The sequence below is a fragment of the Lautropia dentalis genome, assembly GCF_003892345.1.
In the GTDB taxonomy this organism is placed as follows: domain Bacteria; phylum Pseudomonadota; class Gammaproteobacteria; order Burkholderiales; family Burkholderiaceae_E; genus Lautropia; species Lautropia dentalis.
The window spans coordinates 989,333-1,007,067 of record NZ_RRUE01000001.1; the positions used below are offsets into that span (position 1 = coordinate 989,333).

6 protein-coding genes are annotated in these 17,735 nt (G+C 69.3%); 1 reads left to right on the plus strand and 5 read right to left on the minus strand.

The window, feature by feature from the left end; genetic code table 11:
• Positions 1 to 918 carry a LysR family transcriptional regulator gene (locus EHV23_RS03875; RefSeq protein ID WP_203228862.1) on the minus strand — a complete coding sequence of 306 codons (918 nt, stop codon included), beginning with the start codon at positions 916 to 918 and terminating at the stop codon, positions 1 to 3.
• Positions 919 to 1,120: 202 nt separating this feature from the next.
• Here EHV23_RS03875 and EHV23_RS03880 point away from each other — a divergent pair, with 202 nt between their 5' ends.
• Positions 1,121 to 2,164, plus strand: coding sequence for an NAD(P)H-dependent oxidoreductase (locus EHV23_RS03880; RefSeq protein ID WP_338034482.1), 1,044 nt, complete (start codon positions 1,121 to 1,123; stop codon positions 2,162 to 2,164).
• Here the strand turns inward: EHV23_RS03880 and EHV23_RS03885 are convergent.
• From EHV23_RS03885 to EHV23_RS03900, 4 genes are all read right to left on the minus strand, one after another.
• Positions 2,145 to 2,666 carry a restriction endonuclease gene (locus EHV23_RS03885; protein ID WP_125094794.1) on the minus strand — a complete coding sequence of 174 codons (522 nt, stop codon included), beginning with the start codon at positions 2,664 to 2,666 and terminating at the stop codon, positions 2,145 to 2,147. The two genes, EHV23_RS03880 and EHV23_RS03885, sit on opposite strands and share 20 nt — an antisense overlap.
• 68 nt (positions 2,667 to 2,734) lie before the next feature.
• Entirely contained in the window at positions 2,735 to 8,662 is a 5,928-nt protein-coding gene (locus EHV23_RS03890; RefSeq protein WP_125094795.1) for a non-ribosomal peptide synthetase, read from the minus strand.
• Between the two features lie 224 nt (positions 8,663 to 8,886).
• Positions 8,887 to 11,070 carry an aminotransferase class III-fold pyridoxal phosphate-dependent enzyme gene (locus EHV23_RS16360; protein WP_125094796.1) on the minus strand — a complete coding sequence of 728 codons (2,184 nt, stop codon included), beginning with the start codon at positions 11,068 to 11,070 and terminating at the stop codon, positions 8,887 to 8,889.
• Positions 11,067 to 17,597: a polyketide synthase gene (locus EHV23_RS03900; protein WP_158615824.1), complete on the minus strand. Its 6,531-nt coding sequence runs from the start codon at positions 17,595 to 17,597 to the stop codon at positions 11,067 to 11,069. Before EHV23_RS03900 ends, EHV23_RS16360 begins: the two co-directional genes overlap by 4 nt.
• Positions 17,598 to 17,735: the final 138 nt, after the last annotated feature.

The window sequence follows — 17,735 nt, forward strand, 5'->3', positions numbered from 1 at the left end:
TTATGAGGCTGCATGCTGTGCGATCGATTCCCGCAACCACTGGTGGCCTGCATCGCGGTGCAGCCGCTCGGGCCAGAGCATGTGCATGTCGAAGCCCGGGATGTCCAGCGGCGCGGGCCGTACGCGCAGGGTGGCCTGATGCTGCACGAGCCGCGATGGCACCATGGCCACCAGATCGGTACTGGCCAGCACGGACAGCAGCGTGCCGAAATGCGGGACTGACAGGACGACGTTGCGGGACAGCCCCTGCCGTTGCAGTATGCGGTCGGTCACCCCCAGAAAGCCGCCTCCGTCCGGCGAGACGATGGCATGTTCCAGCTGGCAGAACCGGGCCAGCGTGGGACGACGTTTCAGCTGGGGGTGATCGCGGCGCCCGGCCAGCACATAGTGTTCGGTGAACATGGCACGGCTGCGCAGGCCAGGGGGTGAGTCATCCGGCGTGTGAAAGACGAGGTCGATGTCCCCCTGTTCGGCCTGCCGTGCCAGGGCGGGGGGCTCCAGATTGACGAGCGCCAGCCGGATGCCGGGAGCCTGCCTTCTCAGGGTGTCGAGAATGGGCTGGATGATCGTGATGGCGGCATAGTCGGACGCGGCAATACGCCAGGTCTGCTGCGCATGGGCGGGGTCGAAGGGTGCAGCAGGCGCTACGGCCAGTGCCAGATCGGCCAGTGCCTGCTGCAGTGGCTCGCGCAGGGCATCGGCACGGGCCGTCGGGCGCATGCCGCGCGGGCCGGGCAGCAGCAGCGGATCGGAAAAGATCCGGCGCAGGCGTGCCAGCTGCACGCTGACCGTGGGCTGCGCCAGATGCAGCCGTTCTGCGGCGCGGGTGACGCTGTGCTCGGCCAGCAGGGTATCGAGCGTGACCAGCAGGTTCAGGTCGATGCGGCGCAGGGGATTGTCCATGGCAATATCTGTCATTCCGAAAATTCATTTTCACTATAGCGCAAGGGCGCCTATCGTGCAGGGATGGGGCCGGCCGCAGACGCATTTGCAGAAGCAGGCGCGGAACATGCGCGGTTGCCGGGTCCCGAAACTGGCAAGTCAGCCGGAAGAGGAAAAATCCGGTGCAACATGGCCCATGTGGGCATCACGAACGCATGCAGAACGGTGAAAAACGGAAATGATGAAAAACAACGGCACGATGAATAGTGGCATGACGGAAAACGGTATCGTGAACGGCGGCGTCGCGGGAAGTGGCATTCCAGGGGCGCTACCCATGGAAACGGCAATGCCGGAAAATGTGCCGGTGTGCGACAGGATGATGGGCAAGGCTACGCTGGCAGCCCGCCCGCGGACGATCCTTCTGGTGCATGCACACCCGGAGCCGACCTCGTTTACCCGCCATCTGGTCACGGTGGCAGAACGGACACTTGCCGGACAGGGGCACACCGTGCTGCAGTCCGACCTGTACGCCATGCAGTGGAAGGCCGTTTTCGATGCAGACGATTTTCCGCAGCGCCTCGATACACAGCGGCTGTCGTTCATCGATGAATCACGCCATGCCTTTGCCCAGGGCTGCCAGACGGCCGATGTCGAGGCCGAGCAGGCAAAACTGCAGGCAGCCGACGCGGTGATTCTCGTCTTTCCGCTCTGGTGGTTCGGCATGCCGGCCATCATGAAGGGCTGGATCGAGCGGGTCTGGGCCTATGGGCTGGCCTACGGGTACGGGGATGCCGGCAATGCACATCGCTATGGTGAAGGCGGTTTTGCCGGCAAGCGTGCCCTGCTGGCCGTGTCGGTGGGTGGCCCGGAAAAGGATTATTCACCGCGGGGCATCAATGGCCCGCTGGAGCAGCTGCTGTTTCCGGTAACACACGGCGCACTGTTCTATCCGGGCATGGCCGTGCTGCCCACCTTTGCCGTTTATGACACGGGCCGGATGGATGCATCTGTCGCCGACAGGGCGACGATGGCGTGGCGGCAGCGTCTGGAGAACCTGTTCACCGATGCGCCCATTCCCTATCGCCGGCAGAACGGGGGCGATTATCCGGACCGCCACGTGCTGGCCGATGATGTGGCGCCCGGGCAGACCGGCATCATGGCGCATGTAGCGGGTGTCATGGACTCATCCATCCCAGCGAGGTCTCCTTTGGGCGTGCAAGACGGGCCGGCGGGGCCACAGAAGCACGCGTCTGCGACCCGCCCTATTTCGCCGCAGCCTTGATCCGCAGGATTTCCTGCACGAAGTCCCGCATCTGCTGCGGGAAGCCGGCATCGTCCAGCGTGCCGATGAGCGCGAAGGTATCGGGCTTGCCGCCATCGTCGGCCTCGACCCGTGTGCCCCGATAGTGCTGGAAGAAGAGCGCCTTGCCGCCGCGGATCTTGCCGCGGTGCAGGACGTGGGTGCGTCCCGCGTCGTCACGGGCAAAGACGCCGGAGATGGCGCGGGACAGATCCTCGACCGGAAAATTGATTTCCGCGGCCAGCGACATTTTCTTCCCGGACTGTGGCGCGCCGGTGCCGAAGCCGTTGAAATGCCTGTTGCCCAGGGCCTGGTACACGTACCAGAGGTCCAGCGCGGGGCCGTAGTGCAGCGTGGCGGCAAAACCGCCGCCGGGGCCGGCCACGGTACCTTCGCTGGCCTGGTTCAGGGCCGCCTGCAGCTGCGCGCCCAGCTGCTGCTGGGCGGCGGCCAGGCTGGCTGCGTCGGTGATGACGGTGAGCATGGTGCATCTCCTGGTTCGTTCGGTGCAAAAGGGCCAGCCTGCCGGTTCGGTGTGCTGTCCTGCGCAGTCTATTTTTTCTTGCGCAGGCCGCCCAGCATGCGCGACATCAGCCCGCCACCCTTTTTGCCCGCCGAATCGTCCGGCTGGTCGGAAGCGTACGGTGCCTCGTCGTAGGCACGGGCCACCTGGGCCAGGGTCTCGAAGACGAAGCGGCGCGGATTGACGCGGCGGCCGGTGCGCACTTCCATACGGGCGATGGCCTGCATCACCAGCATCGAGTGGCCGCCCAGATCGAAGAAGTTGTCGTCCGGACGGATGTCATCGGTGCCGAGCAGGTCGCCCCAGACTTCGGAGAGGATGCCTTCCATCTCGGTGCCACCTGCGGCAGCCGGGGTGCCCGGTGCTTCTGCCGTATCCGGTGCGGCCGTGGCTGCTGGTGAACCGGCCGGGGAGGCGGTGCCGGTATCCCCGGTCTGGCCGGATGCCGAACCGTGGGCCGACTGGACCTGTCCGGCGTGGACGGTCTGCTGGGCCGCATGGCGTTCGGAAGCCGTGGCCGGATCTTCCTCGATGCCGACATCCTCGCCGATGCCCGGCACATGGCCGAGCGTCTGTGCATCGCCGGGAGCGGCGTGGGCGTGCCCGTCGGAGCGGACGGTATCGCTACCGGCGCCTTTTGCTGGCCTTGCGGCCGCTGTGGCGGTCCTGGCGCCTGCCTTGCTGCCCGTGTCGCCTGCGCCATCCGCGGGCGTCTCGTCCGCGCGGTCGGCATGGGACACGCCGATCAGCACGCTGGACGGGATGCAGGCCAGCAGCTTGGCCAGCGGGGTGTCACTGGGGGTATCGAGCCAGCGGGTCAGCAGCAGCTGGTAGGCCTCGGCGATCTGGCGCACGCGCAGGGCGTCGAAGATGTCGGTGTTGTACTGCAGCCCGCCCACCATGTGGTTGCCGTTGGCCAGGAACCAGAGGCCGATGTCCTCGGCCGTGCCGGGCTGCAGCACGTACAGGGGCTGGTCGTGCAGGTTACCCCACTGCAGCTGCCGTGCCGTGGCCTCCTGGAAGGAGAAGAAGGCCTGCCACAGCGGCGGGCGCGATTCGTCTCGGGTCGGGCCCAGCGCCTGCAGCAGGCGGTCGGCCGGTACGTCGCTGTTTCCGAAGGCTTCGATGACCAGGGCTCGCACCTGCTCCAGCAGCTCGCGCGGCGAGCGTGGGGCGGTGGCGGCGGAGGAGGTCGTGGCGGGCACCAGCGTGCGGGTCTGGCCGATGGGGGCGACGCGCGCCGCAGCGGCGGCGGCTGCATCTTCCACCGGCGGCTTCTCGAAACGCATGGTCAGCGGCAGCGCGTTGACGAAAAAGCCCATGATGGTTTCCAGCTCGGGCAGCTCGCGGCCCCGCACCGGCGTGCCGATGCGCACGGCGGGCTGGCCCGACAGGCCGTGCAGCAGCAGCGCCCAGACCGACAGCAGCGTCATGAACGGCGTGCTGTGCTGCAGGCGGGCATGTTCGCGCAGGCGTGCCACCAGACGTTCGGGCAGGTACAGCCATTCGGTGCTGCCCAGGCCGCTCATGCGGGCCGGACGTTCGCGGTCGGCGGGCAGGTCCAGCGGGGGCAGCTTCGGATCGAGGCGGGCGAGCCAGTGGTCCACCTGCTGCTGCAGGGCGTCGCTCTGCAGGAAGCGGTGGTGCCAGAGGGCGAAGTCACCATAGTCGACGGCCAGCGGCGGCAGCGGGCTGTCGGCGCCCGGGTTGGCCAGCTGGTGTTCGTAGAGCCGTGCCATTTCCTGATACAGCAGGTCGAAGGACCAGCCGTCCCAGATGATGTGGTGCGGCATGAAGAACCAGACGTGCCGGTCTTCGGCCAGACGGAACATGCGGGTACGGAACAGCGGGGTGCTGTGCAGCGGGATCGGTTCCTGCGCCAGCGAGTCGATGGCCTCGCGCAGCGCCTCTTCCTGGGCCTGGCCGGACAGGTTCCCCAGGTCCACGGCCGGGAAGAGTGGCACATCCAGGCTGTCGAGCACGGTCTGTTGCGGCATGCCCTGGTCATCGGTGCGGATGACGGTGCGCAGGATCGGCTGGCGCTGGCAGAGCTGGTCGAAGGCACGCTGGAAGGCGGCTTCGTTCATCTCGCCGGTGAGGCGGTGGGCCGACGGGGTGTTGTAGACCGGGGTGCCCGGGGTGATCGATTCGAGGAAGTACAGGCGCTGCTGCATCAGCGACAGCGGCGCATGCTGGCGGTCCTCGCGGCGGGTGAGGATGTCGGACCCCGTGTAGATGGCATCGGCGCCCGCATGGGGGGCGACGCCGTCGTGGGGACGCGCCGCGTCATGGAACGCCTGTCCGGCAGCAGGGAGATGTCCAGCGGAAGGCGCCGCATCTGCCGGGAAGGCCGCGGTGGCCGCCCCTGCGGCATGGCCGGTGCCTGCATGGGCGCCGGTGTCTGCGCCGAAGGCCGTCGCAGGGGCCGGCGAGCCGGCAGCCGGTGTGCGGGCGGCCAGGGCGGACTGCAGCCAGTCGGCCAGCTGATGGGCGGTGGGAGCCTCGAAGAGGGTGGCCAGCGGGATCTTCAGGCCGTACTCGCGCCCCAGGGCCTGCAGCAGCTGCGCACCCAGCAGCGAATGACCGCCGCTGGCAAAGAAGTCGTCGTTGGCATGCAGGTCCGGCAGGCGCAGGTACTCGGCCATCAGCTGCCGGACCCGGTGGAGGTCCGGAGGTGTTGCGGCCGGGGTGTCACGCCAGGCAGGGATGCCCTGGCCGGCATGGGTACCCTGGCCTGGAGCGGTGCCATGGCCTGCAGATGTGCCATGGCCGGCTGGGGCATCATGGCCGGGGGTGCCATCACCGGCTGGCGTGCCGGAAGCCGCTGCAGCCGCGCCTGCCGTGCCTGCCGTGCCTGCGGTGGCAGCCGGGTCTGCCGTGGCGACCGTGCCGGCTGCCGTGGCATCTGCGGCCGGGGTGGACCCGGGGGTGCCGGCAGCGGCTGCCGGCGGGGTGGCGTCACCACGCGCGAGCTGGTCCGGACGGGGCAGTACCTTGCGGTCGATCTTGCCGTTGGGCAGCAGGGTGAAGGCGGGCAGCCAGACGAAGTGCTGCGGCACCATGTAGTCCGGCAGCTGTTTGCGCAGGTGGGCACGCAGGGCACTGGCTTCGCTGCGGCTGGCCTCGCGTGGGGTGGCTTCGGGCTGGGCGGCGACCTGATAGGCCACCAGACGCTGGTCACCGGGCACGTCCTCGCGGACGATGGTCACTACCTGGGCGATGCCGTCGAACTGGCCCAGGACCGCTTCGATCTCGCCCAGCTCGATGCGGTAGCCGCGTACCTTCACCTGGTGGTCGAGCCGGCCCAGGTGCTCCAGCGTGCCGTCGTGGCGCCAGCGGCCGCGGTCGCCGGTGCGGTAGATGCGGCGGCCGGGGGCGGCCGTGTCGGGGATGAAGCGTTCTCCGGTCAGCTCCGGCCGGTTCAGGTAGCCCTGGGCCACGCCCTCGCCACCGATCAGGATCTCGCCGGCCGCGCCGAACGGTACGTCCATGCCATCGGCATCGACGATGCGGATGTGGGTGTTGTCGATGGGGCCACCGATGCGGATGTGCTGCGGCTGCGGGGGAACCTGCCAGCAGGTGGACCAGACGGTGGTCTCGGTGGGACCGTACATGTTCCACAGTGTCAGCGGCAGGGCGGTCAGCTCGCGGGCCAGGTCCAGCGGCAGGGGCTCGCCCCCGACCAGCGCGCGAAAGCCGGCGGACGGCTTCCAGTCGGCGGCCAGCAGCAGGCGCCAGGTGCCCGGTGTGGCCTGCATGACGCTGATCTTCCACTGGGACAGGCGTTCGGCCAGGCGGTAACCGTCACCGGTGTCGTCCCGGTCGGCCACGTAGACGGTGCCCCCGGCGATCAGCGGTGTGACCAGTTCCAGCAGGGCGATGTCGAACGACAGCGTGGTCACGGCCAGCAGCCGGTCGCTGGCACGGATGCCCGGCCGGCGGGCCATCGACAGCAGCAGGTTGGCGGCGGCCCGGTGGGGCACGGCCACCCCCTTCGGCTTGCCGGTCGAGCCGGAGGTGTAGATCACGTAGGCGGTGGCCTCGGGCTGCGAGCGGTCGAGGTGTGTTTCCACGGCGCCTTCGGCCGGCAGGTCGTAGATGATCTCTTCGGCCGAGATGGTCAGCGTCTTTTCGGCGGGCCACTGGAAGGCCTGGCAGACCTCCAGGGTGTCGGCATCGGCCAGCACGAGGGCCAGGGCGGCATCTTCGGCCATGTAGGCCAGCCGGTCCTGCGGGAAGTGCGGATCCAGCGGCACATAGGCGGCTCCGGCACGCCAGACGGCCCACTGGGCCACCACCATGGCCACGCCCCGGGTCAGGCACAGGCCCACCAGGCTGCCCGGGCCCACGCCCCGCTGCTGCAGGCGTTCGGCCAGCTGGTGGCTGGCGTCGAGCAGCGAACGGTAGCTGAGCTGGTGCCGGGCATCGGCCACGGCCAGCTTGCGCAGCTGGGTGGCGCCGATGCGGTCGATCAGCGATACCGGGGTGCGGTTCAGGCTCTGCGGGCGTCCGGTGTCGTTCCAGCCGGCCAGCAGCGTCTGCTGGGCATCGCTCAGGGCGGCCTGGGCGCCGACGGCACGCTGCGGGTCTTCGGCCATGGAGAGCAGCAGCGCGGCGTAGCTCTGCAGCCACTGGTGGATGCTGGCATCGTCGAACAGCGCGGTGCTGTACTGGCATTCGATGCGCAGCCCCTCGTCGACCGGGGTGAGGTTGAAGAAGAGTTCGAAGTTCTCGAAGCGGCGCGGCACGCTGGTGACATGCGTCTCGAAGCCGTCGAGGCTCACCATGGCCGGATCCAGTCGCTGGTCGAGGTTGAACATCACCGAAACCAGCGGCAGGCGCGACGGATCACGCTTCAGGGCCAGGTGGCGCAGCAGCGTGCCGAAGGTGAAGCGCTGGTGCTCGAAGGCATCGAGCAGCTCGCGCTGCACGCCGGCCAGCCAGTCGGCGCTGGTGGCTTTCGTGTCGATGCGGCTGCGCACCGGCAGCAGGTTCACGCAGTGGCCGACGATGTCGGGCAGTTCGGCCGCCAGCTGGCCGGCGGCGGGTACCCCCACCACCACGTCGGCGCTGCCGGTCAGGCGCGAGATGAGCAGTTCGAAACCACCGAGCAGGAACGAGAACAGGCTGATGCGCAGGCTGCGGGCGGCCTGCTGCAGGCGGGCGAAGTCGTTTGCGGGAACCAGATGGTCGATGCGGCCGGCGGCCACTTGGCGGCGGGCCGGGCGCGGGTGATCGGTGGGCAGGTCGGTGACGGGCACGTCCTGCTGGTACTGCTGCGTCCAGTACTGCACGTTGGCACCGGCATCGGCCGAGCTGGTGAACTGGTCCTCATTGTTGGCGTAGTCGGTGTAGGACGAGGGCGCCAGCGCCTCGCCCCGGAAGGCGCGGGCCAGATCGCGCAGCACGAGACCGAACGAATAGCCGTCACAGACCAGGTGGTGGGCCGCCAGCAGCAGCACGCCGTGGTCATCGGCCATGCGCAGCAGGTGGGCCCGAAAGAGCGGACCTTTCCCCAGATCGAAGGGTTCGCTCACCACCTGCTGGCGCCAGTCGGACAGCCGGCGGGCGCGGGTGGTGGCATCCTGGCCGCGCAGGTCGGTCACCTCGAAGACCAGGGGGGCGGCACTGACCGTCTGCATCAGCATTTCCGAGCCGTCGTCGCTGAACACGGCCCGCAGTGCCTGGTGGGCCGCGAAGACGGCACGACAGGCCTCCCGCAGGCGGGCGATGGCGGCATCATCCAGCGGCCCCTTCAGGCTCAGCTCGACGGCCTCGTTGTAGGCGAGGGAGGCTTCCTGGCTCATGTGGTCGGCCAGCCACACCTCGCGCTGCGCATCGGTGGGGATGATCACCCGTTCGATGACCGGGGCGTCGGTGGCAAAGGGGTCGAAATCCACCGCAACACCCACCAGGCCGGCGGGCAGGGAGGAGGATTGGCTGGATTCGTGGCTCATGATGTCTTTCTCGGATGGGGGCGGTATGGCGGTCCGGACGGCCTGCACGGGTCAGGCGGTGGCCGGAGACGCGACACGTGCGTGAGTGCGCTGGTGCCGGGGGCGTGCCGGAAGGGTCGTTCCGGCGGGGCCGCGCCTTCGGATCATCCGGCTGCTGCGCCGGGTGCGGTGCAGCGGCCGGACGGGGCACGCGGGCCGTGTGTCATGCGGTTGGCACGCAGGGGTCAGTGATCGTTCTTGAGCTGGATGTAGCTGCCCGGCCGCTCCGGGTCGGCGACGAACCAGGCGGCCTTGCCGCTGGCGTCGCGCCCCAGGCGGGCACCGGGTACCGGCGGATCGTTCGGATCCATCTTGCTGACCGTGTCCTTCTGCGGGGTCTTGCCGGGCAGGAAGCCGTCGGCCTGCAGTTCCAGCACGGCGTCGCAGAAGGCCTTGCGGATGGCCTCCACATCGGCTTCCGTGTGTGCCGTGGTCATGAAGCACGGGAAGTTGTCGAGGATGTGGATGCCCCGGTTGCGCATCTGGGCAAACAGCAGGTCCTGGTACGGGTGGTCTTCGGTGAAGACGATCCGCCAGACCGAGGCGAAGTGCTTGACCAGGATCGGCGCACCGTGCTCCTCGCAGAAGGCATTGAGCTGCCCGGCCAGCCGGGCCGTGGTGTCGTTGACCTGCTGCTGCAGCGACGGGCCAGCCTCCTTCAGGTGGGTGAGCACGGCGTGGCAGGCGGCCAGTGCCAGCGGGTGACGCACGAAGGTGCCGGCAAAGTAGGTCACGCCCACGGTCGGGATCGAATCGTCGCCATACTGCCAGGCGCCACCATCCAGGGCGTCCATGTATTGGCGCTTGCCGGCGATGATGCCGATCGGGAAGCCGCCGCCGATGACCTTGCCGTAGCTGGCCAGGTCGGCACGGATGTCGAAGTGGGCCTGGGCGCCGCCCGGGCCGGTACGGAAACCGGTGACCACTTCGTCGAAGATCAGCAGCGAACCCGATTCCTCGGTGATGCGGCGCAGGTCGTGCAGGAACTCACGCGGCTGCAGGTCCGGACGGCGGCTCTGCACCGGCTCGACCAGCACGGCGGCCAGATTGTCGGCGTTGTCGCGCACCCACTGCAGGGCGTCCGGATCGCCGTACTCCAGGATGACGACGTTGGCAGCGGTGTTCGGCATGATGCCGGGGGCGGCCGGCAGCGCCCGGCCGCGGGCTCCCAGCCGCACGATCACCTCGTCGAAGATGCCGTGGTACGAGCCGGCAAACACGGCGATGCGTTCGCGGCCGGTGACGGTCCGGGCGATGCGCACGCAGCCCATCACGGCTTCGGAACCGGTGTTGCACAGCGCCGCGCGGTCGAAGCCGGTCATCTCGCAGACCAGTTCGGTGACCGGGCCGGCCAGCGGGTGCTGCGGGCCGATCTCGTAGCCCAGCGCCATCTGGCGCTGGACGGCCTCGAGCACGAAGTCGGGCTGCCAGCCGAACAGGCTCATGCCGAAGCCGTTCAGGGCGTCGACGTATTCATTGCCATCGAGGTCCCACAGGTGCGAGCCCTTCGATTTCTCGATGACGATCTGGTAGATCATCTCCTTCAGGCGGGGGCGGAAACCGTTGACCACCCGCGGGTCGGCCGAGTGCGGGCGATGCTGGGCCGTGTGATCGCGCGAGGCGCGGGTGCGGTCCACATAGCGCTTGATGAAGGCATCCAGCCGGGCCTCCTGCCGGGGCGTCAGGGCCTCGGCCTGCTGGCGGTAGATGCGGGCGATGGCGCCGAAGGCCTTTTTCGGGTCGTCGGTGGGCTTCTCGTCGGTATCGCCGCCCGGGGTGCCGGCAGCCTTGCCGGTCGCTGCCGCCGCGGGCTGCGGGGCGCTGGCCGGCGCTGTGGATCCCGTGGCCACCTCGGTGGTGCCGACGACGGCCTGGGTTGGCAGGACGGGGGGCTGGCCGGTCAGCAGGCGCAGCTGGTTCTCCATCAGCTGCAGCTGCTGGCTGAGCACGAACGACACGCTGTCGACGGCACCGGGCGGCACGGCGGCCGCCAGCACGGGTACCTGGGCCGGTTGCGCCACCAGTGGCATCTGGGCGGTCTGGCCGGCGGGGGCCGCGGAGGCCGCCTGGCCGGCGGCAGGGGCCTGGGCCGCCGGGGCGGCCGGCAGGGCATCGGCGGGCAGCACGCTGTCCAGATGCTGGACCACGGCGCTGGGGGTGGGCAGGTCGGTCATCAGCTGCCGGAAGCTGACCGGCGCATTGAAGTGGCGCTTGATCTGCAGGGCCAGCTGGGTCAGCAGCAGCGAATCGAGCCCGAGATCGACGAAGGCGCTCTCACGGTCGGCTTCGCCGATGGTGATGCCACAGACTTCGTCGATGGTGTCGGCGAGTTCCTGGTGCAGTCTCGCCTGGCGGTCGTTGGTGCTCATGGTTTGGGAGGCAGTTCGTTTGATTGGTTTGAAGGGGAGGAGGATGCCGTCGGAGCCGACGGTGCATCCGGTGTCGTGACCGGGGGCGCGCCATGCGCCGTCCCGGGGTGGGTGGCGGTATTTGCGGCGGACGCCGGCCCGGAGGCTGGGTCGGCAGTGGTTGCCGGGGGCGTGCCCGCAGCGGTTGCCTGCGCCGTATCCGCGCTGTCTGCTGGTGCTGCGCCCGTGGTGCCTGCCGGTGCCGTGCCTGTGCTGGCTGCCGGGGTCGTGCCCAGGGCGGCGACACTGGCCTGGTATGCCTGCAGGGCCTGGCGCAGGGCGGCAATGGCGGCCTGCGCGGCGGCAATCAGGGCCTGGCGGTCGCCGGAGGCCGGTACCGGGGCCGCACCGGCCGCACTGGTCGCACTGGTCGCACTGGTCGCACTGGTCGCACTGGTCGCACTGGTCGCACTGGTCGCACTGGTCGCACTGGCGGCAGCGCCTGCCAGTGGAGGCAGACCTGCACCGGGCATGGATGCGCCGAACGGCGCCCGCTGGGTGCCTGCCGGGGGCGCCGGCAGCCAGTAGTCGCGGCCTTCGAACGGATAGGTGGGCAGCGGCAGGCGGCGGCCGTGCGACGGCACGGGGGCCAGTCGTGGCAGGCGGCCTTCGCACCACATCCGCGCATCGGCGCGGGCCAGCATGAGGCCCTCGTCCTCCGGCTGGCTGCCGAGACTGCTGATGAAGCTGCCGGCCTGGGCGCCTGCCTTGCCGCTGGCGCCCGCATGCCGGGGCGTGCCCGACGTCGTGGGGGTGCTGTCCGTGGCTGGTGCGATGCCCCGGCCATCGGCGGTGGCCGCAGGACCGGATGATGCCCCGGCTGCCTCCTGCGCTGCGCTTTCGGCGGCGATGCCGGCAGCCGTGCGCCGGACCAGATTGCCCAGGATGCGGCCGGGGCCGATCTCCAGGAAGCTGGCGCCCGGATGCCGGGCGAGCGCGGTGCGCGCCGCGTCGGCAAAGCGGACGGTATCGCGCAGCTGGTCGGCCCACCACTGCGGGTCGGTCGCTTCCGCGTCGGTCAGCGGCTGGCCGGTGCGCCCCGAGATGACCGGGATGCGCGGGGCCGACAGTGACACCCGGGCCACGGCCCGTGCAAAGGGCGAGACGGCCGGCTCCATCATGGCCGAGTGGAAGGCGTGCGAGGTCTTCAGCCGCTGGTGGCCGATGCCCTCGGCATCCAGCCGCGCGGCCAGCATGTCGATGGCCACGGCTGGACCGGCCACCACACAGGCTTCGGGGGCATTGATGGTGGCCACCGAGACATCGTCCGGCAGCCATGGGGCAATCGCTTCTGCCGACTGCTGTACCGCCAGCATGATGCCGGCCGGCAGCCCCTGGATGAGCTGCCCGCGCAGGGCGACCAGCCGCGCCGCATCGTGCAGGGACATGACGCCGGCGATGACGGCGGCGGCAAACTCGCCCAGGCTGTGTCCGAGTACCGCATCCGGCTGCAGGCCACGATGCTGCCAGAGCCGGGCCAGCGCGTATTCGAGAGCGAACAGGGCGGGCTGGGTGAGGGCGGTGCGGGCCAGATCGGCCTCGCTGCCCTCGAATACCAGCGTGCGCAGGTCGGCACGGGGCGCCGGGCTGGCATGGCCGGCCGGGGCTTCGTGGCGGGCGGGATTGCTGGCGGACGCGTGTTTCTGGGTGCCGGTATCGGCCGCTCCGGTCAGCAGACCGTCCGGAATCAGGTTGTCCAGCCAGGCCCGGCTGTCCTCGGCGGCCTGCGGCAGCGGGCCGATGGCTTCGGCCACCTCGTCGAAGGCGCGGGCAAAGACCGGTTCCTGTTCGTACAGCTGCCGTCCCATGCCGGCGTACTGGGCGCCCTGGCCGGAGAACAGCCAGACGAGCGGCCCCTGGCCGGTTGCCTTCGCCGCTGCATGGTCGGGACTGGCCGGTTTTTCCAGTGCGGCGATGGCTTCGGCAATGGTCCGGGCCAGCACCACTTGACGGTGGGCCAGCGGGCTGCGGCCATGGGCCAGCGTGAAGCTGATGTGCGGCAGCAGTGCGTCGGCAGAATGCATGGCAGCGTGGCTGGTGCCCTCCGCGGCACTGCTCCCTTTTGTTGCATGGCCTGTGCCCCCTGCGTCGCGGGTCCCTTCCGCTGCCTGGCCCGGAGCCGGTGCGCCCGTGGCGTCCGGCCCGGCGACCAGCTGCCGCAGGTAAGCGGCCAGCTGGCTGCGCTGGGTGGCCAGGGCGGTGGGCGTGGCCGCGCTCAGCGGCAGTGCATGCGGTACCGCGGGCGTCGGGGTGTCGCCGCCGGCAGCCGGGTCGGTGCCGGGCAGGGCCGCGTCGCCGGCAGCGTGCACCCGGGAGGCGTCACTGGCCGGGTGAGTCACTCCGCTGTCCGGGTGGGCGTCGTTGCCGGCCGGCAGCGCACCCGGGGCCAGATCGGCCGGGGCTTCCTCCAGGATGATGTGCGCGTTGGTACCGCCCACGCCGAAGGCGCTGACGGCGGCACGGCGCGGCGTGCCGGGCGTGACCGGCCACGGCGTGTGTTCGGCCGTGACGCGGAACGGGCTGCTCTCCAGCTGCAGGCCGGGGTTGGGGCTGCGATAGTGCAGGGTGCCCGGAATGAGCTGGTGCTGCAGGGCCATCAGGGTCTTGATGGTGGCCGAGGCGCCGGCGGCAATGACGGTGTGGCCGATGTTGCTCTTGAGCGAGCCCAGCGTGGCAAAACCGGTGTCGGATGTTTCCTCGCGCCAGGCGCGGGTCAGCGCCCGGACCTCCACCGGATCACCCATCGGTGTGGCGGTGCCGTGTGCCTCCACATACTGGATGCTGCGGGCCGGTACCCCGGCATCGGCCAGTGCGGCACGGATCACGGCATGCTGGCCGTCCAGGCTCACCGCCGTGAAGCTGGCCTTGTTGCCGCCATCGTTGTTGACGGCCACGCCCCGGATCACCCCGTAGACGGTATCGCCGTCGCGGCGGGCATCGGCCAGGCGCTTGAGCAGCACCACGGCCGCGCCATCGGAGAACACGGTGCCCTGGGCATCCGCATCGAAGCTGCGGGTACGGCCGTCGGGCGAGAGCATCGAACCGGCCTCGTAGCGGTAGCCGCTGTTGACCGGTGCCGTCACGGCCACACCGCCGGCCAGCGCCATCTCGCACTGGCCCGCCCGCAGGGCCAGTACGGCCTGGGCAATGGCCACCAGCGAGGTGGAGCAGGCGGTGTGCACCGAAATGGCCGGTCCCTGCAGGTTCAGCCGGTTGGCCGTACGGGTGGCGATGTAGTCCTTCTCGTTGTCGAGCATCACCTGGAACTCGCCGAGGCCGGCGATCTTTTCCGGGTAATGCTGCAGGTGGCGCTGGAAATAGGTGGCGTTGTACATGCCGGCGAACACGCCGATGCGGCGGTCGCCGTCACGCGGTGCATGGCCGCCGTGCTCCAGACACTGCCAGGCCAGTTCGAGGAAGATGCGCTGCTGCGGGTCCATCAGCTCGGCCTCGCGCGGACCGATGCCGAAGAAGGCGGCATCGAAGCGTCCGGCATCGTCCAGGATGCCGCGGGCCGATACGTAGTCCGGGTCGCTGGTCAGGCTGGCCGGCAGTGACGGATCCAGCTCTTCCGGACGGAAGTGGCGAATGCCGTCCACGCCGTCCAGCAGGTTCTGCCACAGGGCCTCGATGCTGCTGGCGCCGGGGAAGCGGCCCGCCATGCCGATGATGGCGATGGCGCGGTCTTCGGCATGATCCCGGGGTGTGGCGACTGCCGGTGACTCCGGTGCCGCAGAGGCCGTGCCTGCCGGCGCCGACGGGGAGGGCGCGGCCACCAGCTCCGGCCGGCTGGCCGCGATGCGGGCGGCGAAGGCACGGGCCGTGGGCTCGCCGAAGAAATCCTCGATGCCGATCACCGGCCCGAAGTGCTGCTGCAGCACTTCCAGCGCCTGGGCGGCCAGCAGCGAGGAGCCGCCCACCTCGAAGAAGTTGTCGTGTGCCTGCAGCCGGTCGATGGCCAGCACCGGCTTGAGCAGGCCCACCACCTGCTGCTCCAGGGCGCGCAGGGCCATGCTGTCGACAGAAGCTACGCTGACAGCCGATTTTGTGTCTTCTGCTACACCCGACTGTATCTTTTTGCTGGAAAGTGCAAATCCGGCCTCGGTGGAGGTTACGTCACCACCTGTAACGCCCGTGTCTTCTGTAAGGGTTTTGGCGCGATTTGTAGCCGCTGTCTCCGAAATACCCGCCAATTCGGGGGGGAGACCGGCGCCTTCCTGCCGGGGGGAGGGGGACTGAACGGCGGGCATCGCGGCCGTTTGGGCCGCTTCGGCCGTCCTGCTGGCCGGATCCGGCCGGGTGGTTGCGTCTTCCATGGCCTGCAGTGCCCGGCGATCCAGCTTGCCGTTCAGCGTGATCGGCAGCTCCGGCACATGCACGAAGCGGGCCGGCATCATGTAGACGGGCAGGCGGGCGCGGCAGTGATCGCGCAGCGCATCGTCATCGGGCAGCGTCTGGCCCGCTGCCGCCACCAGCCAGGCCACCAGACGGCGCTCGCCATTGGGGGGCGTCTCGTCCGTGATGGCGGCGCTGGCCACGGCCGGATGTCCGGACAGCACGGCCTCGATCTCGCCCGGTTCGATCCGGAAACCGCGGATCTTGAGCTGCCCGTCCAGCCGGCCCAGATACTCGAGCCGGCCATCGTCCAGCCAGCGCACGGCATCGCCGGTGCGGTAGAGCATGTCGTTCGCCTGACCGAACGGGTCGTGCACGAAGCGCTCGCGGGTCAGGTCCGGGCGGTTCAGGTAGCCCAGGGCAAGGCCGGGGCCGCCGATGTAGAGTTCGCCGGTCAGCCCCGGCGGTACCGGTTCGCCGGCGGGGGTGAGCACCCGCACGTAGGTCCAGTTGATCGGACGGCCCAGCGGTACCGAACTGTGCGTGGCCAGGTCGTGTTCCGACACCGGGCCGGTCACGGCGAAGGTAGTGGTCTCCGTGGGGCCATAGCCGTTGATCAGCTGCAGCCCGGGCAGCGCCTGCAGTGTCTTGCGCACGTGGCGTGGCGACAGGGCCTCGCCGCCCGTCATCAGCGTGCGCAGCCCCTGCAGATGCAGCGGGTTCTCGTCCACGACGCGGTTGAAGAGTGCCGCCGTCAGCCAGGCCGCATTGACGCCCTCGTCGCGGATGGTGGCGGCCAGCCCCGTGCCCGTAGGGATGGCCTGCGGGTGGATCACGCAAGTGCCGCCATTGAGCAGCGGCCCCCAGATTTCGAGGGTCGAGGCATCGAAGGCGAGCGGGGCCGCATGCAGCATCACCAGCCGCGCATTGAGCGGTGCGTAATACTGGCGGTACACCAGCCGGACGATGGCGCGGTGCGGAATGACCACGCCCTTGGGCGTTCCGGTCGAACCGGAGGTGTACATCACATAGGCCCCGTGCCGCGCCGAGTTGCCCATGCGCATCAGCGTCTGTTCCGAGAGCTGCTCGGACAGCTGGGGCACGGTGTCCTCGGTGATCAGCGTTTCGTTGCTGCGCTCCTCGCGTGGGTCGGTATCGATGTTCCAGATCGGAATGTCCCGCTGCACGGCCAGTTCCTGCTGCCAGGGCAGGGTGTGGGCATCGGTCAGCAGCAGGGCGGGCTGGCTGTCCTCGAGCATCAGCGTCAGCCGCTGCGCCGGACTGGCCGGGTCGATGGGCACATACATGGCGCCCAGCCGCAGGATGGCCAGCATCAGCGCAATGCTCTCGGGGCGACGCGACAGCAGCATCGCCACCCGGTCGCCGGCGCCCACGTTCATCGCCTGCAGACGGGTGGTGTGGCGCACCGAGATGTCGTGCAGCGTCTCGTACGTCCAGCTCACGCCGTTCTCGCCGGGCATGCGCACGGCCAGCGCCTTCGGATGGCGCTGGCACTGCAGCTCGAAGCGGTCGATGACGGTGGCCTGTGGCAGGCGTGACTCGCCATCGGTCGGGCCCGACCAGGTCTGCAGGATCAGCGGCTGGATGCTGTGTGCCAGATTGGAGAACTGGCCCAGTGGCTGGGCGTCGTGCAGCAGCAGCTCGATCAGCAGATGGCGCAGGAAGCGCCGCCAGCCGTGCAGTGCCACTGTGTCGTACCGCCCCGATGGTGAACCGATGGTTACGTCTTCACCGGCAAAGCGCAGCGAAATGTCAGCTTTTTTACCGGGTGTCGCTGGTGCCGCACCGGTCGGGGTGGCATGATCACGGGAGCCGGTCCCGAGGGGGCCGACCGGGTCGTACGCCTGCGCCGCCGGGGGCGTTTCTTCGCTGCCCTCGACGAATTCGGCCAGCCCCGTTTCACCGGTCCAGACCATCCGGTTGCCGTGCCGGTCGCGGGCCAGGCGTTCGCGGGCCAGCACCAGAACATCCGGTGTGCTCCGGGTTTCATCGGGAAGCGGGGTGTTGCCGATGCGGTGGTCGGCCAGTATCCAGGCTGCCAGCCAGGGAACCAGACGCTGCTCATGCTGCCACGGGGTACTGGCAAGCGCTTCGGCAAGATTGGCGGGAAGCTTGATCGAGATGGAAGCCACTGCGGTGAGAATCCGGTGAGGTCAGAAGAATGCCGGATGATTTACGGTCCTCCCCCGAGGGTAGGACATTCAGTCCAACAATCAACCTGTAATCGCATGATCGGTTTTGAACATAGGGCCAGTGGTGTGTTTCGTGTT